At 68.4% G+C, this 21,865-nt stretch carries 21 protein-coding genes; 8 read left to right on the top strand and 13 right to left on the bottom strand.

The genetic code is table 11. The features are described from left to right. Positions 1 to 17: 17 nt before the first annotated feature. Positions 18 to 2,060, bottom strand: a complete 2,043-nt coding sequence (locus ACOMD9_RS09120) for a BTAD domain-containing putative transcriptional regulator (RefSeq protein ID WP_421413974.1) — start codon at positions 2,058 to 2,060, stop codon at positions 18 to 20. A gap of 332 nt (positions 2,061 to 2,392) precedes the next feature. Here ACOMD9_RS09120 and ACOMD9_RS09115 point away from each other — a divergent pair, with 332 nt between their 5' ends. Both ACOMD9_RS09115 and ACOMD9_RS09110 read left to right on the top strand, forming a co-directional pair. Further along, complete coding sequence (locus ACOMD9_RS09115; protein ID WP_421413972.1) at positions 2,393 to 3,658, top strand: FAD-binding oxidoreductase; 1,266 nt, start codon at positions 2,393 to 2,395, stop codon at positions 3,656 to 3,658. A gap of 129 nt (positions 3,659 to 3,787) precedes the next feature. Continuing rightward, positions 3,788 to 4,879 carry a patatin-like phospholipase family protein gene (locus ACOMD9_RS09110; RefSeq protein ID WP_421413969.1) on the top strand — a complete coding sequence of 364 codons (1,092 nt, stop codon included), beginning with the start codon at positions 3,788 to 3,790 and terminating at the stop codon, positions 4,877 to 4,879. Positions 4,880 to 4,985: 106 nt separating this feature from the next. Here ACOMD9_RS09110 and ACOMD9_RS09105 read toward each other — a convergent pair whose 3' ends face one another. After that, complete coding sequence (locus ACOMD9_RS09105; RefSeq protein WP_421413967.1) at positions 4,986 to 5,855, bottom strand: class I SAM-dependent methyltransferase; 870 nt, start codon at positions 5,853 to 5,855, stop codon at positions 4,986 to 4,988. A gap of 377 nt (positions 5,856 to 6,232) precedes the next feature. Between ACOMD9_RS09105 and ACOMD9_RS09100 the strand changes: the two genes are divergently transcribed. Both ACOMD9_RS09100 and ACOMD9_RS09095 read left to right on the top strand, forming a co-directional pair. Then, positions 6,233 to 6,856, top strand: a complete 624-nt coding sequence (locus ACOMD9_RS09100) for a class I SAM-dependent methyltransferase (protein ID WP_421413964.1) — start codon at positions 6,233 to 6,235, stop codon at positions 6,854 to 6,856. A 230-nt stretch (positions 6,857 to 7,086) separates the two neighbouring features. Continuing rightward, positions 7,087 to 7,686, top strand: a complete 600-nt coding sequence (locus tag ACOMD9_RS09095; protein WP_421413962.1) for a VOC family protein — start codon at positions 7,087 to 7,089, stop codon at positions 7,684 to 7,686. 434 nt (positions 7,687 to 8,120) lie between these two features. On the opposite strand, the gene ACOMD9_RS09090 is transcribed toward ACOMD9_RS09095, so the two are convergent. The 7 genes from ACOMD9_RS09090 to ACOMD9_RS09060 all read right to left on the bottom strand — a co-directional run bounded on the left by ACOMD9_RS09090 (position 8,121) and on the right by ACOMD9_RS09060 (position 14,059). Further along, positions 8,121 to 8,843 carry a lipoate--protein ligase family protein gene (locus tag ACOMD9_RS09090; protein WP_421413960.1) on the bottom strand — a complete coding sequence of 241 codons (723 nt, stop codon included), beginning with the start codon at positions 8,841 to 8,843 and terminating at the stop codon, positions 8,121 to 8,123. A 16-nt stretch (positions 8,844 to 8,859) separates the two neighbouring features. Further along, positions 8,860 to 9,600, bottom strand: coding sequence for a 2-oxo acid dehydrogenase subunit E2 (locus tag ACOMD9_RS09085; RefSeq protein ID WP_421413958.1), 741 nt, complete (start codon positions 9,598 to 9,600; stop codon positions 8,860 to 8,862). An 11-nt stretch (positions 9,601 to 9,611) separates the two neighbouring features. Beyond that, positions 9,612 to 9,848, bottom strand: coding sequence for a biotin/lipoyl-containing protein (locus ACOMD9_RS09080; RefSeq protein WP_421413957.1), 237 nt, complete (start codon positions 9,846 to 9,848; stop codon positions 9,612 to 9,614). 13 nt (positions 9,849 to 9,861) lie between these two features. After that, a complete protein-coding gene (locus tag ACOMD9_RS09075) occupies positions 9,862 to 10,893 on the bottom strand; it encodes an alpha-ketoacid dehydrogenase subunit beta (protein WP_421413955.1) in 1,032 nt (343 codons plus the stop codon). Continuing rightward, entirely contained in the window at positions 10,890 to 11,888 is a 999-nt protein-coding gene (locus tag ACOMD9_RS09070; RefSeq protein WP_421413952.1) for a thiamine pyrophosphate-dependent dehydrogenase E1 component subunit alpha, read from the bottom strand. The genes ACOMD9_RS09075 and ACOMD9_RS09070 overlap by 4 nt, the downstream gene beginning before the upstream one ends. 14 nt (positions 11,889 to 11,902) lie before the next feature. Continuing rightward, a complete protein-coding gene (locus ACOMD9_RS09065) occupies positions 11,903 to 13,492 on the bottom strand; it encodes a GMC family oxidoreductase (protein WP_421413949.1) in 1,590 nt (529 codons plus the stop codon). Positions 13,493 to 13,555: 63 nt separating this feature from the next. Next, positions 13,556 to 14,059, bottom strand: a complete 504-nt coding sequence (locus tag ACOMD9_RS09060) for a twin-arginine translocation signal domain-containing protein (protein ID WP_421413946.1) — start codon at positions 14,057 to 14,059, stop codon at positions 13,556 to 13,558. Between the two features lie 319 nt (positions 14,060 to 14,378). Between ACOMD9_RS09060 and ACOMD9_RS09055 the strand changes: the two genes are divergently transcribed. Continuing rightward, a complete protein-coding gene (locus ACOMD9_RS09055) occupies positions 14,379 to 16,382 on the top strand; it encodes a sigma-54-dependent Fis family transcriptional regulator (protein ID WP_421413944.1) in 2,004 nt (667 codons plus the stop codon). Between the two features lie 47 nt (positions 16,383 to 16,429). On the opposite strand, the gene ACOMD9_RS09050 is transcribed toward ACOMD9_RS09055, so the two are convergent. From ACOMD9_RS09050 to ACOMD9_RS09040, 3 genes are all read right to left on the bottom strand, one after another. Further along, positions 16,430 to 16,807, bottom strand: coding sequence for a group I truncated hemoglobin (locus ACOMD9_RS09050; RefSeq protein WP_421413942.1), 378 nt, complete (start codon positions 16,805 to 16,807; stop codon positions 16,430 to 16,432). Between the two features lie 128 nt (positions 16,808 to 16,935). Further along, positions 16,936 to 17,511: a TetR/AcrR family transcriptional regulator gene (locus ACOMD9_RS09045; RefSeq protein WP_421413939.1), complete on the bottom strand. Its 576-nt coding sequence runs from the start codon at positions 17,509 to 17,511 to the stop codon at positions 16,936 to 16,938. 72 nt (positions 17,512 to 17,583) lie between these two features. Beyond that, entirely contained in the window at positions 17,584 to 18,477 is an 894-nt protein-coding gene (locus ACOMD9_RS09040; protein ID WP_421413936.1) for a substrate-binding domain-containing protein, read from the bottom strand. A gap of 119 nt (positions 18,478 to 18,596) precedes the next feature. On the opposite strand from ACOMD9_RS09040, the gene ACOMD9_RS09035 reads away from it, so the two are divergent. Genes ACOMD9_RS09035 through ACOMD9_RS09025 form a run of 3 tightly spaced genes read left to right on the top strand, consistent with a single transcriptional unit; the run spans position 18,597 to position 20,865 of the window. Continuing rightward, positions 18,597 to 19,307: an ABC transporter permease gene (locus tag ACOMD9_RS09035; RefSeq protein WP_421413933.1), complete on the top strand. Its 711-nt coding sequence runs from the start codon at positions 18,597 to 18,599 to the stop codon at positions 19,305 to 19,307. Beyond that, a complete protein-coding gene (locus tag ACOMD9_RS09030; RefSeq protein WP_421413930.1) occupies positions 19,304 to 20,032 on the top strand; it encodes an ATP-binding cassette domain-containing protein in 729 nt (242 codons plus the stop codon). Before ACOMD9_RS09035 ends, ACOMD9_RS09030 begins: the two co-directional genes overlap by 4 nt. 23 nt (positions 20,033 to 20,055) lie before the next feature. Then, positions 20,056 to 20,865 (top strand): ABC transporter substrate-binding protein, encoded by an 810-nt coding sequence (locus ACOMD9_RS09025; RefSeq protein WP_421414131.1) that lies wholly within the window; start codon positions 20,056 to 20,058, stop codon positions 20,863 to 20,865. Between the two features lie 27 nt (positions 20,866 to 20,892). Here the strand turns inward: ACOMD9_RS09025 and ACOMD9_RS09020 are convergent, their stop codons facing one another. Beyond that, positions 20,893 to 21,852: a LysR family transcriptional regulator gene (locus ACOMD9_RS09020; protein WP_421413927.1), complete on the bottom strand. Its 960-nt coding sequence runs from the start codon at positions 21,850 to 21,852 to the stop codon at positions 20,893 to 20,895. Between the last annotated feature and the right edge of the window lie 13 nt (positions 21,853 to 21,865).

Below are 21,865 nucleotides of genomic sequence, written 5' to 3'. Positions count from 1 at the left end.
GGCGGACAGCGCGCCGGCTACTCGAACCCGGCCCGGCGCAGCCCCGCGAGGTAGTGCTCCGCGTCGTCGCGGCGGCGATAGGGATCGAGCGCCGTCAGCCAGTCGAGGCAGGTCGTGTCCGCGGGGAAGGTGCCGCGGGCCAGCTGGTAACGGTAGTGGCGGTAGACGGTTTCCCGGTGGCCGGCGCCCTGTTCCGGGTGCCCGAGATGGGCATGGGACGCGGCGATGAACGCCGGGGTGTTGCAGAAGGCCTGCGGGCTGGTCGCCATGGTGTCGATGGCCTCCTCGTAGCGGCGGGCGCTGAAGAAGGCGATGCCGGCCATGCCGGCGTACCAGTCAGGCCGATGGGGGGCGAGCCTCAGGGCCTTGCGGGCCGCCTCGACCCCACGCTCCGGCTCGCCGATCAGCGCCAGCGCAAAGGAGGCATGGGCCAGCACGTCGGCGTCGTTGGGATTGAGCTCCAGTGCCAGTGACAGCTCCCGATTCGCGGCCTCGTAATGCCCGCCGTAGAGCTCCGCCAGGCCCAGCATGCAGCGGGCGCGGTGATCCCGGGGATCCAGGGCAACCGCCTTGCGGCCCAGCGCCAGTGCCTCCTCCTGCAGGAACACCCAGTAGTTCCAGGAGTAACAGGCCCACTCGTCGAGGTGCGCGAGAGCGAGCCCCACATAGGCCCGGGCGAAGTTCGGGTCCCTGGCCAGCGCCTGCCGGAAGTAGCGGCGTGCCTCGCGAATGGCCGGCAGGTCGGGTTGTCGCAGCGCATGCCAGCCACACAGCCAGAGCTCATAGGCCTGCCAGTTCGAGGGAGGAGTGCGGTGGGCCAGGGCCAGCCGGTCATCCTCGATGCGCCCGACCAGGCTACCGACGATCCGGCAGACCATGTCGTCCTGGACCTCGTAGAGCTCATCGAGGAGGCAGTCGTAGCGTTCCGCCCAGACCTGACGCGCGCTCGCCGTCGACAGCAGCCGGGCGGTGAGCCGGAGCCGGTCACCGCGATGCCGCAGCTGCCCCTCGAGGAGGTAATCGACACCGAGCTCACTGCCGACCCGCGCCGGTGGAACCCGGGAGTCCCGGTACGCCAGGGCACTGGCCGGCGCGATGACGTCGAGTTCGCAGAAGCGGCCGAGCTCCGTGGCGATGTCCTCCGCCAGGCCGTCACCGAGGTGACGCTGGCGACGGCCATCCTCGAGCGGCATGAAGGCCAGCACGGCGATGGAGGGACGCTCGGTGACCTCGGCCCGCCTCCGGGCACGGGCCTCGGCGGCGGCGTCGATCACGCGGGAGCACTCCGGCAGGTCGTCCCTCTCCCATGACACCTCGCCCGGGGGGCCCGGCAGCCGCTGCAGGATCTCGGCCTTCAGCCCCTCGGTCTCGGGTGACGGGTCGATACCGAGTTCATCGGCGAGCCGTTCGCGGAACTGCCGGTACTGCGCGAGCGCCGCTCCTATCCGATCCTGGTAGAGGTAGAGGCGGACCAGGGTCTGCTGCACCCCCTCGTCCAGGGGATCATGCGCCAGCAACCGCAGGGCGAGCTGGATGGCGGGGTCGATGGCGCCGGTGAGCACATAGTGTTCGAGCAGTCGGTGCATCAGCTGCTGCAGCTGCTCGTCCAGCCACCGATGCTGCACCATCAGCCACTCCTCGAACGCCTCTCCGCAATCGGCCATGCCCTCCAGGAAGGGTCCGCGATACAGTGCAAGCGCGCGCTCCAGCGTCTCCGGGGTGCCGTCGGCCGCGAGTCGCTGGAAGGTGTCGAGGTCCACCGCGGTCATGCTCGCCCGCAGCCCCACCTCTCGGGGAGTGATGGCCAGGCAACCCCGTGCGCTTTCCGGCAGCGCCTGCTGCAGGCGCGACAGCGCCTGGCGCAGGTTGGTTCGCGCCCGGGACTCGGGCATGTCGCCCCACAGCAGCCCGGCCAGCTTCTCTCGCGGGTGCCGTCGCGACGGACTCGCCGCCAGGTAGGCGAGCAACGCCTCGACCTTGCGGGTCGGGAAGACGAGCGGCGTCCCGTCGGCCGCATGGCAGGCGAACTCACCCAGCAGCGAGACATGCAGATGGGGCATGGTCACCAACCTCCTGGCATCAGCGTAAGCCTTGGCCCCCGGCGCCGCCAGGGTCATGTCACGCTCCTGTCACGCCGCGGGAATGGGCCCCGGCTATCCCTTGAGTACCTCCCCCATGGCGGGGACGGGCTCGAGCCGGGAAGTCCCGGCGACCATCCGACAAGGCAATGAACCGGAGGTGCAAGATGGCCGTCTCGAACATCAGCAGGCAACCTCACCAGGACCTCGCCCTGGCCACGGACACGATTCGCGCATTCGCGGCAAGCCTGCACGGAGACCTGATCCAGCCCGATGATCCACGATACGAATCGGCACGCCGGGTATACAACGCGATGCACGACCGCCACCCGAGGCTCATCGTGCAGGCCGTGGATGTCGCGGACGTCATGGCCAGCGTGACCTTCGCCAGGAAGCACGACCTTCCCCTTGCCGTGCGCGGCGGTGCTCACAGCGTACCCGGCTTCGGGACCTGCGATGGCGGCCTGGTGCTGTCCCTCGAGCGAATGCGCGGCCTCCGGGTCGACCCCGAGGCACACAGCGTCCGTGCCGAGGGCGGCTGCACCTGGGCCGACCTCAACCACGCCACCGCCGCCTTCGGCCTGGCGACCACCGGGGGGATCGTCTCCTCGACCGGTATCGCCGGCCTGACGCTGGGCGGAGGCCTCGGCTTTCTGTCCCGGCGCTGCGGTCTCTCCTGCGACAACCTGCTGTCGGCCGACTTGGTCACGGCCGAGGGCCGTCTGCTGACCTGCGACGAAAACCGCCATGCGGACCTGTTCTGGGCCATCCGCGGCGGCGGCGGCAACTTCGGCGTGGTCACCTCCTTCGAGTACCGCCTGCATGACGTGGCCGACATCCTCGGCGGGCCGACCTTCTATCCGCTCGAGGCGGAGGTCATGCGCCACTACCGGGAGTGGATCGCCGAGGCCCCCGAGGCACTCGGGGCGATACTCGGCATCACGCTCGGCCCGCCGCTGCCGTTCCTCCCCGAAGCCTGGCACGGCCAGCCGGTGATCGTGGTACTGACCTGCTGGAGCGGGCCCGCCGACGAGGACCGGGCAGTACGCGAACGCCTCGACCGACTGGGCCCCGTCCTCGGCCAGAGTGTCCAGCGCATGCCCTACCCCGTGATCAACACCCTGTTCGACGAGCTGCTGCCCGCCGGCCTCCATCACTACTGGAAGGGCTGTTTCACCCGGGAGCTGAGCGACGAGGCGATCGACGTGCATCTCGACTTCGGCGCCCGGATGCCGTGCCTGCAGAGCGCGACGCTGCTGTTCCCCATCGATGGTGCCTGCCAGCGCGTCGCGCCCGACGCCACGGCCTTCGCCTACCGGGACGCGACCTTCGCGACGGTGATCGGCCCGAGCTGGCCGGAGCCCGCCGACAGCGAGCACAACATGGCCTGGGGGCGCGCCTACCATGAGGCGCTGCGCCCCTACTCCGAGGAGGGGGGCTACGTGAACTTCATGTCCGGAGACGACGCCGATCGGGTGCGCGCCAACTACCGGCAGAACCACGACCGGCTCGTCGAGATCAAGCGCCGCCATGACCCGACCAACCTGTTCCGGCTCAACCAGAACATCGCGCCGTCCTGACGCCAGGGAAGCATGCGCACCCCAGCCAGGGCCGAACGGCCGTGAACGACGATCCCGGCCGCCTGCAGACAGTGGCCGGCAGGAGGCCTAGACTGCGTGACAGCATCACGGCATGGGGAGGGCGGGAACATGGCCAAGGGCGAAAGGAAACGCATCGATCTGGCCCTGCAGGGCGGTGGCTCCCACGGAGCACTCACCTGGGGCGTGCTGGACCGCCTGCTGGAGGAGGAGCGCCTGGAGATCGACGGGATCAGCGGCACCAGCGCGGGCGCCATGAATGCCGTGGTGCTGGCCGACGGGCTGCACAGGAGCGGCCGCGACGGCGCCCGCGACGCCCTGCACGGCTTCTGGAAGGCAGTCAGCGACGCGGCGCGCTTCTCCCCCATCCAGCGCAGCCCCTGGGACCGGCTGATGGGCAACGACAGCCTGGACCATTCACCGAGCTACCTGTTCTTCGAGAGCCTCACCCAGCTGATCTCACCGGCCAGGCTCAACCCCCTCGGCATCAATCCGCTGCGTGACCTGGTGCACGAGCGAGTCGACTTCGAGCGGGTCAACGCCTGCCGAAAGGTCAAGCTGTTCGTCACCGCCACCAACGTGCGTACCGGTCGGGCCAAGATATTTCGCCAGCCCGAGCTGACGGTCGATACCGTGATGGCGTCAGCCTGCCTGCCCTTCATGTTCCCGGCGGTGGAGATCGATGGCGAGGCCTACTGGGACGGCGGCTACAGCGGCAACCCTGCGCTCTATCCACTGGTCGACGACCAGGGCTGCCGTGACCTGGTGGTGGTCCAGGTCAACCCCCTCGTGCGTCGCAAGCTGCCCGACAGCTCCCGGGAGATCATCAACCGGATCAACGAGATCACCTTCAATTCGAGCCTGATCAAGGAGCTGCGCAGCATCCAGCTGCTGCAGCAGCTGATCGACGCCGAGGGGCTGGAGCTCGAGAGATACCGTGCAATGCGCCTGCACCTGATCCATGCCGAGCACGAGGCCGAGGCGCTGAGCGCCTCCAGCAAGATGAACGCCGAGTGGGACTTCCTCTCCCGCCTGCATGCCCAGGGCCGCGTCTGGGCCGACCAGTGGCTGGATCAGCATTTCGACGCCCTGGGCGAGCGTTCGACCTTCGACCTGAACACGGTCTTCGCGGACACCTTCCGCCCGCTCTCGACGACAGACGACGCCTCCCCCGCCAGTCAAGGCGAAGAGGATCGGGGATGATCGGTATCCTGGCGATTGCCGTGGCGTTGCTGCCGGCTTTGCCACCGCCCGTGCGGTCTCGGCCTGCCGATCGCGCGGTACCGCGCCACGACGGGCTCCGGGTCCGTCAGCCGGCCGGCCGGCGCGCCGTGATGGTCCAGGAGCTCGACCCCATGACGATCTTCCCGTCCTGCTCATAGGGTGACAGGGCGTTGCGCAGCGCTTCCTCGATCTGGGGGCGCTGGCGCTCGGCCTCCTCGCCGGCCTCGCGGAACACCTCCCCCGCCGGGCCCAGGGCAAGCTGGAAACGCATGGCGTTCTCCACCGAATCGCCGACCTCGACCGGCCCGTCGTTGCGCTCGAAATGGATATCCTCGAAACCGGCGATCTCGAGCTGCTGGCGGACCACGTCGGGGTTGGACATCGAGAAAGGCCCCGGCCCACAGGTGCGCGCGTCCTCTCCCGGCGGCGGCAGGAAATCCAGCACCACCTGCTTGGGAAGGCCCAGCCAGGGGTTGTCCTCGATGTCGCGCCAGACGATGAACATCAGCTCGCCGCCGGGCTTGAGCGCCTTGTGGACGTTGCGCATGGCGACGACCGGATGCTCGAAGAACATCATGCCGAACCGCGAGAAGCACAGGTCATACTCGGGGTCGAAGGGGTGGCGCTCGACGTCGGCGCCCACGAAGCGGACATTGGTCAGGCCGGCCACGTCGGCGCGTCGTCGCGCGTCTTCCAGGAACCGGTCGACGCAATCCATGCCCAGCACCTCGCCCTCGGATCCGGTCTTGCGTGCCAGGGCGATGGCCGTGTCCCCCCAGCCGCAGCCCACATCGAGGATCCGCGATCCCGGCGCCACCTCGAGTCTCCCGAGGGGGACCTGGCTGTGGTAGCTGAGGCCATTCATCAGGATGTCCTGGAAGCGGTCGAACTTCTCGGCCAGGGTCTCGTTCCAGAACTCGACGTATTCGCAGGTGTACTCGGAAGCGGAATTCATGGCATTACCTCCCGCATGGAAGCCATGTACCGTGGCGGCCGCGGCCGCCATACGACATCGCCGGGACGTTCCGGTGAAGGTCCCGACGATATCTCACCCTCAGTTCTAGCAGCTCCAGCCCGTTTTCGCGTCGCCTGCCGGCGCGCGGCTCGACAACCGTGAGCGAGGACGGGAGCGGCAGCCAGTGAGGGCTTCCGCGCCACCGAGCCCCCTCGCCCGCAGTGGCACTTGGGGGCGCCGCCCTCGAGGGAGGCGTACCGGGCAGCCCTGGCGGGCACACGCCCGAGCGGCGACAATCGGGTGGCGGGGAATCTCGGGCTCGCCATGCCGGCGGACCCGGGAGTCGCCGGGGAAACCACCGAGGCGCGGAGCGTACGATGACCACCAAACCGCATTGGGAACGCCTCTATGCGACCAAGCCGTCGGAGCGGCTCGGCTGGTACGAGCCCAGCCTGCGGAGCTCCCTGGCCCTGATACGGCGCACCGGGGTCTCCCGGACGGCCCCGATCATCGACGTGGGCGGCGGCGCGGCCACCCTGGTCGACGACCTCCTGGAGGCCGGCTTCGAGGATCTCACCGTCCTCGATATCGCCGCGGCCGCCCTGGCACAATCGCGGGCGAGGCTCGGCGAGCGGGCCGACCGGGTGCGCTGGCTCGAGGGCGACGTCACCGACGTGATACTCCCCGACGACCACTACGCGATCTGGCACGACCGGGCCGTCTTCCACTTCCTGACCAGCGCCGAGGACCGCGCCCGCTACGTCGACCGGCTGTGGCGAGCCCTGGTCACAGGTGGGCATATCGTGATCGCCACCTTTGCCCCCGAGGCGCCACCGACCTGCAGCGGCCTCGACGTCGTCCGCTACACCCCGGAAGGCCTGCACCAGGCACTCGGCGCCTCGCTCATCCTGCACGAGCACCACCAGGCACTGCACGTCACGCCGGGTGGCGTGGAGCAGAGGTATCTCTACTGCCGCTTCCAGAAGCCGCCATGTTCCTGACGGATGCCTTCCGAGCAGTGCAGTGCTCTCCTGTAACGTGACACCTGTCACACCGATGCATCACCATTGACAACTGTCATGCGCATTATCGTCCCGTCATTCCTGATAAACACAAGCATTCATGGCGCCACTCGACGCCATGAATTGGCATGGTCATTGCTAATTCATTCCGGTGGCATCCGCCACCGACAAACGTCACCAATAACAATGCAAAGCAATGGAGACCTGCCATGTTCGATTCCTTAAAACGCGCTTCCCTTTCAGCCCCCCTCTCCCTGGCACTGCTGCTGGCCAGCCAGGCCGTCCAGGCCGAGTTGCCCGGCATGCGCGGCACCCAGCACTTCGGTTTTACCGTGCCCGATCGCCAGGCGGCGGTGGACTTCTTCGTCGAGGTGATCGGCTGCGAGGCCTTCTTCACCATCGGTCCCTTCGGGCCCTTCGAGGATGACTGGATGAGCGAGAACCTCGATGTCCACAAGGAGGCCACCATCCCCGCCGCCCACCTGGTTCGCTGCGGCAACGGCACCAACCTGGAAATCTTCGAGTACACCGCCCCCGATCAGCGCACCGAGCAGCCACGCAACAGCGATATCGGCGGCCACCATATCGCCTTCTACGTGGACGACATGGACAGCGCTGTCGCGTACCTGGAAGCGCATGATGTGGAAGTGCTGGGCGAACCCAAGACCTTCACCGAGGGGCCCGTGGAGGGCCTGAGCTGGGTCTACTTCATGGCGCCCTGGGGCATGCAGCTGGAGGTGGTCACCTCTCCTCACGGCATGGGCTATGAGGCCGAGACCGGCAGCCGGCTCTGGGATCCGCGTTTCTGAGCTTCTCCCATCCGCGGCGGCATTCCAGGATGCCGCCCCGGACCTTTTCCCGTATCCGGGGCGCCGACATCGCCAAGCCCGTGGTGGCGGTAGGCCAAGGCGAGAAGATCGGCCGGAGACCATCTCGCTGCACGAGACTGGCTTCATCGACAGGATCACATTTGAGGTAACAAGATAAATGACACCATGAAAGCCGCCGTCTGGTACAAGGCCAGGGACCTTCGCGTGGAAGCGGTCGAGATTCCAGGTCGAGACACCCCATCCCCTCAGCCAGCAGCGTGCTCCCATCATCATGGGCCACGAGTTCGCCGGGGAGGTGGGCGAGGTTCAACCCTGACGGCAGCCGCATGGCCGCTCGGCAACACCTGCCGGAACGGGGCCCATCCGGGCCCCGTGCTTACATGACCTGAGCGGGAGGTGACATCACTCTCCTTTCACTCAGCTTCCTGCAGGCGCGCCAGCAGCCCGGGCAGCGCTGTCTCGAGATCGAGGTCGGGTAGTGCCTGGTACAGCGCCACATGGCTGCCCGCGGCGAAGCGCTGAGGGTCGCCGATGGCGGCCTGGAAGGCATTGACCACCGCGACCAGGGCCTCCGGCGTCTCGCCCACCTGCATGGCACCGTGGGCCAGCATCGCCATATCCTTGCAGCCACGTACGCGGCGCCAGCGCTGGGCGGTACCGACCAGCTTGCGTCCGCCGATGCGGACATTGAAGCGGCCGTCGCAGTAGGCACCGGGGGCCGCCCCAAGATCGGCCCCCTTCACGCCGAGCGCCTCGAGCCAAGCGCACCAGGGCTCTCCAAGCCGGCGATAGCCCCACTCCAGATGGGCTGACGAACTCCCCACCCGGCAGCGCTGCGCCAGGGCCACGTTGACCACTGCCGGACATTGCGGCACCGGGGTGCCGCCGGTGGAACGGAACTGGATCGGCCAGCCCCGCTCACGCAGTGCGTCTCGGGCTTCGGGAAAGCCCGCCAGCCGCTCATGGCGACGCGGCATCACCAGGGCACGGTCCTGGGGCGACCAGGCCAGCAGGGCGAACTCGCCCTCGCCCTGGCAGATCGACTCCAGCAGCGCCTCCTCCAGGGCCAGGCCCTCCGCCACACTGGGGCGGCGCAGGGTCAGGGAGTCGGTCTGCAGGGAGAAGGCGTGCGTCATGGGGTCGGGCTCCGCATCAGAGTTCATCGTCGAAGGCATCGCTGGCCAACCCCTCGATACGCTCGCAGAGGGCATCGAGGAAGGCCGCCGCCGGCGCCCCATTGACGGCGCGATGGTCGAAGGTCAGCGACAGGCCGATCACCTCCACGGCGCGACAGCCGTCCGAGTCTGGCACGGCCCGGGTCTCCACACCACCGATGCCGAGGATCGCCACCTGGGGCAGGTTGAGCAGCGGCGTGAAGTGGTGCACCCGGGAACGCCCCAGGTTGGATACCGTGAAGGTCGCGCCGGTGAGCGCCCTGACCCCGAGCTTGCCGTTGCGCGCCTGCTCGGTGAGCGCCTGGCGCGCCTCGGGCAGCTCGCCCAGGCTCAGGGCCTGGGCATCGAAGAGCGCCGGGGCCACCAGCAGGTCGTCGGGCAGCGGAATCGCCAGGCCCAGGTGCACCGCGGCATGCCGGGTGATGCAGTTCTCCTCCAGGGTGGCATTGAGGGCCGGGAAGTCGGCCAGGGTCTGGACGGTCAGGCGCAGCAGCAGGTCCTGCACCGAGGGTACCGGCAGCTCGGCGTCGCGACGGCGCCGCCGCAGCGCCTGCAGGGCATCGAGGCGGGCGCTGGCGTGATGGGTCAGCTGGGCCGACTGCTGCAGGCTCTGCAGCATCTTCGAGGCGATCATGCCGCGCATGCCGCGCAGCTTGATCGACGCCGTGGCGTCATCCGCCCCCGTGGGGGCGGCGGTCTCCTGCACGTCGAGTCTCATGCGGTCTCTCCTCAGGATTCCAGGGTGGCGATCGGGGTGCCCTTGCTCACCACCTCGTCCTCTTCCTTGGCGATGCTGAGTCGGCCGGAGAGCGGGGCCTCTATCTCGTACTGGGCCTTCTCCACCATCACCTCGGCGACCAGGTCGCCCTGGGCGACCTCGGCCCCGTCGTTGACCAGCCAGGCGGTGATCACGCCTTCGGTCTCGCCCTCCCAGAGGTCCTCGGGTACGGTGATTTCGGTCGTCATAGGGGGTCTCTCCTCAACTTTCGGTCAGCATCTGGTGGAAGGCGGCGACGATCTTGTCGGCATTGGGCAGGGCCCACTGCTCCATGGTCGGCGCGAAGGGAATGGGGATGTCCGGGTAGGCCACCCGCTTGGGGGCGGCGCGCAGGCGGCAGCCCGGGTGCTCGGCGACGCTGGCGATGATCTCGCCGCTGACGCCATAGCTGTGGTAGTCCTCGTCCACCACGATCAGCCGGCCGGTCCTGGCCACCGAGGCCCGCACCGTCTCGCGGTCCAGCGGCACCAGGCTGCGCAGGTCGATCACCTCGGCGGAGAAGCCCTCCTCCTCCAGGGCCTGGGCGGCGCGCAGGCAGTGGTGCACGCCGGCGCCGAGGCTGACCAGGGTCAGGTCCTGCCCCTCCCGGGCCACGGCGGCCTTACCGATCTCCACGGTGTAGGCCTCCTCCGGTACCGCCACGGTGGCGCCCTTCTCGGTGCCCAGCCAGCCCATGCCCTGCAGCGCCTTGTGGTACATGAAGACCACCGGATTGTCGTCGCGGATCGCCGCGGTCATCAGCCCCTTGGCGTCATAGGCGTTGCTCGGCACCACCACCTTCATGCCCGGCAGGTGGGCGAAGGTGCCGTAGAGGCACTGGGAGTGCTGGCCGGCATCCGAGTAGCCACCGCCGGTGGAGGTCATCAGCACCATGGGCACCGGAACCTTGCCGCCGGAGAAGTAGGTGTTCTTGGCCATCAGGTTGTAGATGGCGTCCATGCACACGCCGAAGAAGTCGACGAACATCAGCTCGACGATGGGCCGCATGCCGTCCGAGGCGGCCCCCACGGCGGCACCGATAAAGGCGGTCTCGGAGATCGGCGTATCGCGGATGCGCTCCGGGCCGAACTCCTCATGCAGGCCACGGGTGTTGCCGAAGACCCCGCCCAGGGGGCCCACGTCCTCGCCCATCACGAAGACCCGCGGGTCGACGCGCATCTCCTGGGCAGTCGCCTCGGCCATGGCCCGGGCGATGGTCAGCTTGCGGCTGGCGCTCCTGGTCGCAGTAGTCATTGTGGTTCTCCCGATTCGACGAAGACATTTTCCAGGGCCGCCTCGGGCGGCAGGAAGTCGCTCTGCTGGGCGAAGCGGATGGCCGCCTCGACCCGCTCATGGGCCTCGGCCACCAGGGCATCGTCACCCGCCTCGTCGAGCACCCCGGCGTCGAGCAGGGCCGTGCGATAGCGGGGAACGGGATCGGCGAGTCCCTCCTTCTCCCCCTTGGGCCGGTAGTCCTCGCCGTCGCCCATGAAGTGGCCGGCAAGCCGGGAGGTCTCGATCTCGATCAGGCTCGGCCCCTGCCCCTCCCGGGCCCGGGCGATCGCCTCACCGGCGGCGGCGAAGACGCCCTCCACGTCGTTGTCGGCCACGTGATGGCCGGGCATGCCGTAGGCGGTGGCACGCACGTCGTTGCGCGGCACGGCGGTGGCGGCCTGCTTGGCCACCGAGATCCCCCAGGCGTTGTCCTCGATGACGAAGACCACCGGCAGCTGCCACACCGCCGCCAGGTTCAGCGCCTCGTGGAAGGCCCCCTGGTTGGCGGCCCCCTCGCCCATGAAGGCCACCGCCACACCGGGCTTGCCCTGCATCTGGCGGGAGAGCGCCGCCCCCACCGCCGGGCCCAGGCCCTCGCCGATGATCCCCGAGCAGGAGAAGTTCACCGCAGCGTCGAAGAGGTGCATATGACCGCCGCGGCCGCCGGCGAGCCCGGTGGCCTTGCCGAAGATCTCGGCGACCATGGCATCCAGGTCGACCCCCTTGGCCACGGCGATATGGTGGGGACGGTGGGTGGCGGTGACGATATCGTCCGCCGTGAGGTGGGCGCAGACCCCCACGGCACAGGGCTCCTGGCCGTTGGAGAGGTGCATCTCCCCGGGGATGGGCCCCTTGGCCATGTTGAAGACCGGCGTCTTGCCCTCCATGTAGAGCGCCTCGATGCGCTCCTCGAGGTAGCGGCTGAGCACCATGTGGCGGTACATCCAGCGCCGCTGTTCGGCTGTCGGTTGCATGGATATCTCTCCTCTTAGAGTTCGCCGCGTGACATGCGCTCGGCAATGTAATCGGCTTGACGAATGGTCAGGGCAACGATGGTCAGGGTCGGGTTTTCCGTCCCACTGCTGGTGAATTGACTGCCGTCGGAGATGAACAAGTTATCGATGTCGTGGGACTGCCCCCACTGGTTGACGACGCCATCCTGGGCATTGGCATGCATGCGATTGGTGCCCATGTTGTGACTGGCCGGATAGGGCGGCAGGTCATTCACATGGTGCGCGCCGATGGCCGTGAACAACTCCTTGGACATCCGGTAGGCGTGGTTGCGCATGCGCGTATCGTTGTCGTGATCCGCCTTGTGAACCACCGGCACCGGCAAGCCGTACGGGTCCCTCTCCGTGGGATGCAGGGTGATACGGTTGGACTCCAGGGCAAGGTCTTCCCCGCAGATCCAGAAGCCCGCCATCCGGCTGTAGTTCTCCATGGACTGGGCAAATTTTCGCCCCCAGCCATTGGCTGCGCCCGGGTCCAGAAACGCCGACATGAACGGCAGCCCAAGGTGCAAGGCCTCCAGCTCGTAGCCACCGACATGGCCGCGAGCAGGGTCGTTATCCTCCCACTCCGTGACGATACCGGGCACCACGGTGCTGCGCTCCATATGCACCGGATGATCGAACTCGGCGTAGGAGCCCCCCGTGACATGGGTCATGTAGTTCCTGCCCACCTGGCCCGAGGAGTTGGCCAGCCCATCGGGGAACAGGCTGGAGGCGGAGTTGAGCAGGAGGCGCGGCGACTCGATGGAATTGGCCGCCACGGCGACGATTCGCGCCCTCTGGAACTGCTCCACGCCATCGGCATCGGCATCGACATAGAGCACCCCGGTCGCCTTTCCGTCACGGTCATGCTCGATCCTGAGGGCCATGCAGTTGGGCCTGACCTCCACATTGCCGGTGGCTTCGGCCTTGGGAATCTCCGCATACATGGTCGACCACTTGGCGCCGAAGCGGCAGCCTTGCATGCAGAACCCGGTGACCTGGCAGGGCGATCGCCCATCGAATGGCACTGTATTGATCGCCAGGTGCGCCTGCTCGCAGCGGGCGCCGATTCGATTGGCACCGGCTTCGATGACCCGGTAATGGGTGCTCTTGTCATGAAACGGCATGCCGGTCGCCTCGGTGCCGCACACGCCCATCTTCTTTTCGGCAAGGGCGTAATAGGGCTCGAGGTCCTGCAGCGACAGCGGCCAGTCCTCCACATTGGCGCCGGCGATGGCACCGTTGAGCGATTTCATCTTGAACTCGTGTTCCTGAAAGCGCATGGCCACCCCGGCCCAGTGGATGGTGGAGCCACCGACTCCCTTGACGATCCAGGCGGGCAAGTTGGGAAAGTCCTCGGCCAGGCGAGACGGCCCCACCAGATTGCGCTGGTCGAGCCAACTTATCTTGTTGAACATCCCCCATTCGTCATTTTCGATATCCTCCATGGTGAAACGCTTGCCGGCTTCCAGAACCACCGAGCGAATGCCCTTTTGCGCCAGTTCATTGGCGAGGGTGCCACCGCCGGCACCGGACCCTATGATCACCACGAGGCTGTCGTCATTCAGATCAAATTGCCTGGTCATTCTCTTGTGCCCCTCTGTTGTTATCGTGGTAGTGACTGCGACCCGTCGTCATCGGCGGCTCGGTCAAAGCCAATCCGGAACGGTGTCGAAGCCACGGTGGAGATAGCCGCCCTGTTCCCAGGAAGAGCCCCCATAACCGAACAGGGGCCACAGGTCCGGATTGTTGTAGATCCCCATCAACAGATTGCCCTTGACCTGCGCGAAGAACGGCGTGTGCTGAATCTCCCGCAACAGCGCTTCGCGCTCGTCGTCATTCCCGATCCCGGCATAGTCGTTGCCATGGGCAGCACTGGCGCGCCGATCCAGATCGTCGAGCCCGGCGGCAATCTCCTCGCGCTGCTTCTCCAGCAGCGGGGTGAGCGACGCCAGGTAGTCGCGATCCTCGATCGCCTCGTGGGGGTAGATGTCCCGACCCACGCGCAGCAGGCGCCTTGCCAGGTCGGGCTCGGCCAGCGCCCAGCGCGGCCACAGGCCGGCGGCGCCCAGCGCCAGGCTGCCGGCGGTCAGGGCGCCGGTGAGGGTGAGGAAGCGGCGACGGCTGAGCGTCGCCCGGGGGTAAGCGGTCATGGCATGACTCCTCATCTTGTTGTTGGCAGGCCCGCCGAGGCGATGGCCACACCCATGCCATGGCAGCTTCCGTGCCAAACTGACGAAGACAAGAGTCAAGTCACTGAGAGGAAAGAGAAAAGCGGATCCACTTCGACCCCGGCGCGAGGGGCTGAACGGCGCGGGACGTGACAGCGGGCCGGACACTTCGTGACAGGGCCGTTTACAGTCACCGTTACAGTTGTAAAGGGGGCGACCAAGGTCGTATCTCGATCGCCTGACCGGCGCCTTACCTTGACACCATGACAATCACAACGACCGCGACCGGCAGAGGCACACCATGACCACCAGCCTGAGCCAACGCCAGCACGTCGAGACCATCCTCGAGTCCCTGAATCGATCCGGGCCCCAGGGCGAGGCAGCGATCATCGAGCGCTCCTGGCGGCGCTGCATCGATCGCTATGGCCTGGACCCGGCCCGCCCCACCCCGGCCCGCTACGTGCCCGGCGCCACCCTGCGCGAGCATCAGGACCAGGCCGACGACCTGCTCCAGGTGGCCCGGGCCGGGGTCGAGCAGCTCTACCGTCAGGTGGCGCCGCTGGGCTATGTGGTGCTGCTCACCGACGCCCGCGGCATCGCCGTGCAGTTCCTCGGCGCCAAGACCGACCAGCGCGAGCACCAGCGCACCGGCCTCTATCTGGGCGCCGACTGGAGCGAGGCCCATGCCGGCACCTGTGCGGTGGGCACCTGCATCCATGAACGCAGTGCCCTCACCTGCCACCACAGCGATCACTTCAGCGCCCACCATATTCGCCTGACCTGCACGGCGGCACCAATCTTCGACCCCCACGGCCAGCTGCTGGCGGTACTCGACATCTCCGCCTACCACTCGCCGGAGTCCAAGCACTCCCAGACCTTTGCCCTGCAACTGGTCAAGTACACCGCCAAGATGATCGAGGACGCCTACTTCCTGCAGCGCTACGCCGATCACCCCATCGTCTGCCTGGACCGCTCCCGGGAGTTCGTGCAGATCAACCGCCGCTACCTGCTGGCCATGGAGCCGGACGGCAGCCTGGTGGCGGCCAACACCGCCGGGCGCAAGTTGCTGCGCCACCACGAGCTACCGCTGCCGGAGGCGGGCGAGGCCCGCCCCTTCCGGGCCTGGAACATCCAGGACCTGCTCGACGCCGAGGTCGACGAGGTGCTGGCGATTCCCCAGCACAGCGACGACCGGGTGCGCGCCTTCCGCACCCACCGCCATCGCGAACTTCACTTCGCGGCCCTGATCGAGCCTCCCCGCCGAGCCAGCGCGATGCCCGGCCCCGGCGAGGGGCGCGACTCGAGCCTGGCGCCGCTGGAGGCCCTGGCCGACGACGATCCGGCGATGCGCGACACCCTCACCCGCGCCGCCCGGCTGCGCAACGAGCCGATCAACATCCTGGTGATCGGCGAGACCGGCACCGGCAAGGAGCGCATGGCCCGCGCCCTGCACGAGTCGAGTCGGCGCCGCGACAAGCCCTTCGTGGCCATCAACTGCGCGGCCATGCCGGAATCGCTGATCGAGAGCGAGCTGTTCGGTCACGAGCCCGGGAGTTTCACCGGCGCCCGCAGCAAGGGCATGAAGGGGCTGATCGCCCAGGCCGACGGCGGCACCCTGTTTCTCGACGAGATCGGCGACATGCCGCTGCAGTTGCAGACTCGCCTGCTGCGGGTACTGGCCGAGCAGGAGGTGCTGCCCATCGGGGCCAGCCGCCCCATCAAGGTGGACCTGCGCGTCGTCGCCGCCACCCACCGCGACCTGCGCGAACTGATCGCCGCCGGACGCTTTCGTGAGGACCTCTTCTACCGCCTGAACGGCGCCAGCCTGCGCCTGCCGCCGCTGCGCGAGCGGGCCGACAAGGGCTACCTGATCCGGCGGATCTTCAGCGAGCTCAACCGCGAGCGCGACGGTCAGGCACGGTTGCGCGGCGATGCCATGAGCGCCCTGCTCGCCTACTCCTGGCCCGGCAACATCCGCGAGCTGCACAACGCCCTGCGCTACGCGCTCGCCACCTGCGACGGCGACGAGGTGGTGGTGAGCGACCTCCCCGAGGAGTGCCTGCACGGCCAGTTCGCCCATCCGGCGGCCAGGCGTCCCGTCAGCGCGGGCCTCGAGGGAGCACCCGCCGGGCCGGGCCCGGCCACTCCGCAGCCCCTGGAACAGGACCTGCTCTACCGGGCGCTGTGCCGCCACCGGTGGAACGTCAGCGCCGTGGCCCGGGAGCTGGGGCTATCCCGCCCCACCATCTACCGGCGCATGAAGCGGCTGGGCATCGTGCCGCCCAATCAGCAGGCGCCAATATGAAACCGCCCGGGGGAGCCCCCCGGGCGGGCGACGACGGGTCCGGCGCCTCAGACGTGCATGATCTCCCCCTTGAGCGAGTAGGCGATGCCGAGCATCTCCTGACGCGTCTGGGGATCGATGCCATGGCGATCGAGGACGTCCAGGATATCGTCGACGGCGGCCATGTATTCCGCCTCGTTGATATTCATGCCGCGGTGCGCCTCCGGCATGCTGCGTCCCCGATACGCCACGGAGCCGCCGCTCCCGGCGGCGAGGAAGTCGCGCAGGTGTCCCTTGACCACCTCCAGGTGATCGGGGTCCTCGCGATAGGGGAGGAAGCGCGCCTGGATGCGCGGGTTCTGCATATGGGACTCGACGATGTCGTCGACCAGCGAGGCGATGCCCCGCTCTCCGCCCAGGCGTTCGTAGAGGTTGGTAGTTGTCATTCGATACCTCCCGGGCCGGCGGATCGCCGACCCTCACCACTGGTGGTGGACGACGTCACGCCGTCCGGAACAGACCAGTCGGTAATCGCCTTGGCCGCCGACTCCCCGCTCGCGGCCACCCGCCAGGCTCACTTCGTGGCGGCCGAGAAGTAGAAGTCGAGCATGGCCCCTAGAGGGCCTGGGTCGCGGCGCAACCGGCTGCGCAAGGCAGCCCCCTCCCAGCAGTCCACCAGGAGGTCCGCCATCTGGCGAGGATCGCTGTCCGCCGGCAGGTCACCCTGTTGCCGAGCCTCCTCCAGGCTATCGGCGACCCGCTCGGCGATGCTGGCGAAGCAGGTCTCGATCTTGCGCCGGAACGTCTCGCTGATCCCCGACAACTCCTGGCCGACGCCACCGAGCAGGCAACCCAGGTAGCCGTCCTGGCGGTACTTCTCCTGCGACAGCTCGAAGAACAGGCGCACCCGCTCCAGGGGCGGCAGGCTGGCATTGCCCAGGCTCAGATCCAGCCCATGGTGGACGTCCTCCATGTAGCGGTCGATGACCTGCAGGGCAAAGTCCTCCTTGCTGCGGAAGTGATGATAGAAGGATCCCTTGGGGGTCCCCGTCGCCGCCAGCAGCGCCTGGATGCCCAGGTCGTTGTAGCCTTGCTCCAGCAACATGGCGAGTCCTGCCTCCAGCAGGCGCTCCTTCGTCATATGCGTCATGCATCATCCTCTCAGACCGACCGGTCTAATCAGTAGTATCGACCACAGGCGCCGGACGTCAAGTCGCCGCCCTCAGGCGTTATGGACCACACGCCCCAGCTCACTCACGTCGTAGCCCCCCAGGGCCTCGGCGCGTTCACCGAAACGCGGCTCCCGGGCGAAGGCCAGCAGTCGCTGCAGCGGTGGCTCGAAGTAGCTGCGCCGGCGCATGGCCAGGTCGAAGGCCTCCTCGTGGAGCGGCACGAAGGCCAGTCCCTGGCGGCGCGCGGCCGCTTCGACGCCGAGCCCGGCATCGGCCTCGCCCTGGCGGATCGACAGGGCGAGGTCTTCCTCGCTGAGCGAGGGGTGCCGGGCCAGGGTCAGGCGCTGCCTGTCGACCCCCTCCCGCGCCAGCAGCAGTCCCAGCAGTCGCGCCGCTCCCGCGTCGGGCTGGCGATGGGCGAGCCGCACGCCGGGCCGCGTGAGGTCCACCAGCCGCTGGATGTCCAGCGGGTTGTCCGGGGCCAGCAGCAGCCCCTGGCGGCGCCGCGCCCAGCGCACCATCACCAGGTCACGCATGCCGCCGAGGCCCAGCCTCGCCGGTTCGTTGTAGCGCCCGCTCTCCGGGTCCAGCAGGTGCAGGCCGGCCAGCATGGCATCGCCGTCCAGCAGCCGCCGGACCCCGTCGCCGCTGCCGTGGCACAGCAGCGCCAGCCCCGAGGCGCTCTCGCGCACGGCCCACTCCAGCAGCGGGTCCTGGCTGCCCGCCAGGACACACGGCACGGGCCGGTGGCCCGCCCGGTCCCCCTCCAGGTGGTTCATCAACCAGAGGTCGAGGCTCTGGCGGGGAAACAGCAGCTTGCCGGTCACCCGCACGCAGGGGATCTCGCCCTGGCGCACCAGGTCGTAGATCTTGCGCTCCTTGAGGCGCAGGTAGTCGGCCACCTCGGCGGTGGTCAGGTAGGCATGGGGCGGGCCACTCTCCATGGGACATCTCCGGTCGCGGCGCAGACGCTCTTATCTTGCACGAGACTGCATGAATTCCACCGTTGGATGCGAAGCGCCGGCTCAACGCACATGATGCAACGAGACAACAGGAGAACGCGATGTCCGCCGACGCCGACGCCAACGCCTTCCAGACCGCCCTGGCCCTGATCCTGGGCATGGACCCGGTGCTGCTGGGCATCGTGGCGCTCTCCCTGCAGGTCTCGCTGACCGCGGTGCTCATCGCCTCCCTGCTCGCCCTGCCGCTGGGGGCGGCACTGGCCCTGTGGCGCTTTCCCGGCCGCAGTATCGTCATCGTGGCGCTCAACGCCCTGATGGGCCTGCCGCCGGTGGTGGCGGGCCTGGCGGTCTACCTGCTGCTCTCCCGAGCCGGCCCCCTGGGCCCGCTGGGCCTGCTCTTCACCCCCACTGCCATGGTGGTGGCCCAGGTGATCCTGATCCTGCCGATCATCGCCGCCCTGACCCGCCAGCAGATCGAGGAGCTCCACGGCGAATACCGCGACCAGCTCCGTTCGCTAGGGGTCTCCCGGCCACGCATGATGCCCACCCTGCTGTGGGACGCCCGCTTCTCGCTGATCACCGTGATACTGGCCGGCTTCGGCCGGGCCAGCGCCGAGGTGGGGGCGGTGATGATCGTCGGCGGCAACATCGACGGCGTGACCCGGGTGATGACCACCGCCATCGTGCTGGAGACCAGCAAGGGCAACCTGCCGCTGGCCCTGGGCCTCGGCCTGGTGCTGCTGGGGCTGGTGCTGCTGGTCAACGCCGCCGCCCACCTGGTCGGCGAGACAGCGCAGAGGCGGCTGGGATGAACGACATGCGCCTCCCCGCCACCGCTGCCGGGATCGCCCCCCTCGTCTTCGCGGCCGTGCAGGTCACCCACCGCGACCAGCTGCTGCTGCACCCGCTGACCCTGCGGCTGGAGGGCTGCCGCCGTACCCTGGTGATGGGCCCCAACGGCGCCGGCAAGAGCCTGCTGCTGCGTCTGGCCCACGGCCTGCTGGTACCCAGCGCAGGCAGGGTGCACTGGGAGGGGTCGTCACCGCGCCAGGCCATGGTCTTCCAGCGCCCGGTGCTGCTGAAGCGCTCTGCCATCGACAACCTGACCTATGCGCTTGCGGTGACCGGCGTGCCCAGGCACGAGCGCCGCGAGCGCTCCCGGGAGGCGCTCGCCCGCTTCGGCCTCGCGCCCCTGGAGAAGCGCCCCGCCCGTGTGCTCTCCGGTGGCGAGCAGCAGCGCCTGGCCCTGGCCCGGGCCTGGCTGACCCGCCCCGAGGTGCTGTTCCTCGACGAGCCCACGTCGGCGCTGGACCCGGCGGCGATCCGCGCCGTGGAGAACGCCGTGCTCGACTTCCACCGCCGCGGCACGCGCATCGTGATGACCACCCATGACCTGAACCAGGCAAAGCGCCTGGCCGACGACGTCGTGCTGCTCTACGGGGGGCGCCTGATCGAACACACTCCGGCCGAGCGCTTCTTCGCCGAACCGCAGACCCCCGAGGGACGAGCCTTCCTGCGCGGCGAGCTGGTCTGGTAACCCCACCCGACGAGGATGACATGATGACCCCACGCCCCTTCGCGACGATCGCCCTGGCCGCCTTCTCCGGCATCGGCCTGGCCCAGGCCAGCGACGACTACATCGTCCTGGCCTCCACCACCTCCACCGAGGCGTCGGGCCTGTTCGACGCCATCATCCCGCGGTTCACCGAGGCCACCGGTATCGAGGTGCGGGTGGTGGCCGTGGGCACCGGCCAGGCCTTCGAGATCGCCCGCCGCGGCGATGCCGACAGCCTGCTGGTGCACGACACCACAGGCGAGGAGGCCTTCGTCGCGGAGGGCTACGGCAGCGAGCGCGCCGATGTCATGGTCAACGACTTCGTGCTGATCGGCCCCGGCAGCGACCCGGCCGGCATCGCCGATGCCGAGAGCGTGGCCGAGGCAATGGGTCTGATCGCCAAGGCCGAGGTGCCCTTCGCCTCCCGCGGTGACGACAGCGGCACCCACCGCGCCGAGCAGCGCCTCTGGGAAGCCGCCGGCGTGGAGCCCGCCGCCCCCTGGTACCGCGAGCTGGGCAGCGGCATGGGCCCGACCCTCAACACCGCCGCCGGCATGGACGCCTACGTGATGAGCGACCGCGCCACCTGGGTCGCCTTCGAGAATCCGCAGGATCTCGCGCTGCTGTTCGAGGGCGACGAGGCGCTCTTCAACCAGTACGGCACTGTCCTGATCGACCCCGAGCGCCACCCCCACCTCAAGCACGACCTGGCCGGCCAGTGGCATGAGTGGCTGCTCTCCGCCGAGGGCCAGCAGGCCATCGCCGACTTCGCGGTGAAGGGCCAGCAACTGTTCTTCCCCAACGCATCAAAGTAAAATTTGGGGTCTGACCCCTCAGCGGACTTAGGGGTCTGACCCCAGCCCCGCCAGCATGGCGCCCAGCTCGTTGCACAGGAAGCGCGGCTCGACGCATTCGTCCAGATGCCCCTCGGCGAAGCGCAGGAAGCCGAGGGCGGCGTGGGGCAGCCGCCGGTCACGGCGCACGATGAATTGCCAGTGGCTCTCGATGGGCAGGCCGGTCACCGGCAGGACCACCAGGTCGGAGTGCTCCGGCGGCAGCACGTGCTCGGAGAGCACGGCGAGGCCCATGCCCGACGCCACCCCCACCCGGATCGCCTCGTTGCTGGCCATCTGCAGGGTCGGCCCCAGCGACAGCCCCTGCTCCTGCAGCCAGCTCTCGAAGAGCATGCGGGTCGCCGAGCCCGGCTCGCGCAGCAGGAAGCGCTCCTTCAGCAGTTCGCCCATGGCGACACTGTCGCGACCGGCCAGCCGGTGCTCCCTGGGGACCACCACCACCAGCGGATTGCGCAGGAAGCGCCCGGCCAGCGCCTGGGCCAGCGATGGCGGATGGCTGAACACGTAGAGATCGTCGTCCTGGCGCTCGAAGCGGGTCAGCATCTGTCGACGGTTGCCGATATGCACGGTGACATCCACCTCGGGAAACGCCTGGCTGTAGGGGCCGAGCAGGCGCGGCAGGACGTACTGGGCGGTGTTGACCAGGGCGATGCTGAAGCGACCCCGCTCGCCGCCGCGCAGCGCCTCCAGGTAGTCGTCGAAATCGCCGAAGCGATCCAGCACCTCGCGGCTGGCCCGATAGAGTTCACTCCCCGCCTCGGTGGGCATCAGGCGGCCCTGGCGGCTCTCGAGCAGAGGTTCGCCCACCGCTTCGCCCAGTCGCTTGAGCTGCTGGGAAACCGTCGGCTGGGTCAGGTGCAACTGGCGGGCCGCCTCACTGACCGATCCGCTGCGCACCACCACCGCATAGACCTGCAGCAACCGGAAGGTCAGGTGTCGGATGTTCATTGATGATTATCTA

The sequence above is a fragment of the Halomonas terrestris genome (assembly GCF_049166755.1).
In the GTDB taxonomy this organism is placed as follows: Bacteria; Pseudomonadota; Gammaproteobacteria; order Pseudomonadales; family Halomonadaceae; genus Halomonas.
Note: the sequence above shows the minus strand (reverse complement) of the source record. Positions and strands in the feature narration are given on the sequence as shown.

What these genes read in the sequence shown, in the direction of transcription:
- ACOMD9_RS09120 (WP_421413974.1), bottom strand. Translation starts at nt 2,060, where the DNA reads ATGCCCCATCTGCATGTCTCGCTGCTGGGTGAGTTCGCCTGCCATGCG.
- ACOMD9_RS09115 (WP_421413972.1), top strand. Translation starts at nt 2,393, where the DNA reads ATGCACGACCGCCACCCGAGGCTCATCGTGCAGGCCGTGGATGTCGCG.
- ACOMD9_RS09110 (WP_421413969.1), top strand. Translation starts at nt 3,788, where the DNA reads ATGGCCAAGGGCGAAAGGAAACGCATCGATCTGGCCCTGCAGGGCGGT.
- ACOMD9_RS09105 (WP_421413967.1), bottom strand. Translation starts at nt 5,855, where the DNA reads ATGAATTCCGCTTCCGAGTACACCTGCGAATACGTCGAGTTCTGGAAC.
- ACOMD9_RS09100 (WP_421413964.1), top strand. Translation starts at nt 6,233, where the DNA reads ATGACCACCAAACCGCATTGGGAACGCCTCTATGCGACCAAGCCGTCG.
- ACOMD9_RS09095 (WP_421413962.1), top strand. Translation starts at nt 7,087, where the DNA reads ATGTTCGATTCCTTAAAACGCGCTTCCCTTTCAGCCCCCCTCTCCCTG.
- ACOMD9_RS09090 (WP_421413960.1), bottom strand. Translation starts at nt 8,843, where the DNA reads ATGACGCACGCCTTCTCCCTGCAGACCGACTCCCTGACCCTGCGCCGC.
- ACOMD9_RS09085 (WP_421413958.1), bottom strand. Translation starts at nt 9,600, where the DNA reads ATGAGACTCGACGTGCAGGAGACCGCCGCCCCCACGGGGGCGGATGAC.
- ACOMD9_RS09080 (WP_421413957.1), bottom strand. Translation starts at nt 9,848, where the DNA reads ATGACGACCGAAATCACCGTACCCGAGGACCTCTGGGAGGGCGAGACC.
- ACOMD9_RS09075 (WP_421413955.1), bottom strand. Translation starts at nt 10,893, where the DNA reads ATGACTACTGCGACCAGGAGCGCCAGCCGCAAGCTGACCATCGCCCGG.
- ACOMD9_RS09070 (WP_421413952.1), bottom strand. Translation starts at nt 11,888, where the DNA reads ATGCAACCGACAGCCGAACAGCGGCGCTGGATGTACCGCCACATGGTG.
- ACOMD9_RS09065 (WP_421413949.1), bottom strand. Translation starts at nt 13,492, where the DNA reads ATGACCAGGCAATTTGATCTGAATGACGACAGCCTCGTGGTGATCATA.
- ACOMD9_RS09060 (WP_421413946.1), bottom strand. Translation starts at nt 14,059, where the DNA reads ATGACCGCTTACCCCCGGGCGACGCTCAGCCGTCGCCGCTTCCTCACC.
- ACOMD9_RS09055 (WP_421413944.1), top strand. Translation starts at nt 14,379, where the DNA reads ATGACCACCAGCCTGAGCCAACGCCAGCACGTCGAGACCATCCTCGAG.
- ACOMD9_RS09050 (WP_421413942.1), bottom strand. Translation starts at nt 16,807, where the DNA reads ATGACAACTACCAACCTCTACGAACGCCTGGGCGGAGAGCGGGGCATC.
- ACOMD9_RS09045 (WP_421413939.1), bottom strand. Translation starts at nt 17,511, where the DNA reads ATGACGCATATGACGAAGGAGCGCCTGCTGGAGGCAGGACTCGCCATG.
- ACOMD9_RS09040 (WP_421413936.1), bottom strand. Translation starts at nt 18,477, where the DNA reads ATGGAGAGTGGCCCGCCCCATGCCTACCTGACCACCGCCGAGGTGGCC.
- ACOMD9_RS09035 (WP_421413933.1), top strand. Translation starts at nt 18,597, where the DNA reads ATGTCCGCCGACGCCGACGCCAACGCCTTCCAGACCGCCCTGGCCCTG.
- ACOMD9_RS09030 (WP_421413930.1), top strand. Translation starts at nt 19,304, where the DNA reads ATGAACGACATGCGCCTCCCCGCCACCGCTGCCGGGATCGCCCCCCTC.
- ACOMD9_RS09025 (WP_421414131.1), top strand. Translation starts at nt 20,056, where the DNA reads ATGACCCCACGCCCCTTCGCGACGATCGCCCTGGCCGCCTTCTCCGGC.
- ACOMD9_RS09020 (WP_421413927.1), bottom strand. Translation starts at nt 21,852, where the DNA reads ATGAACATCCGACACCTGACCTTCCGGTTGCTGCAGGTCTATGCGGTG.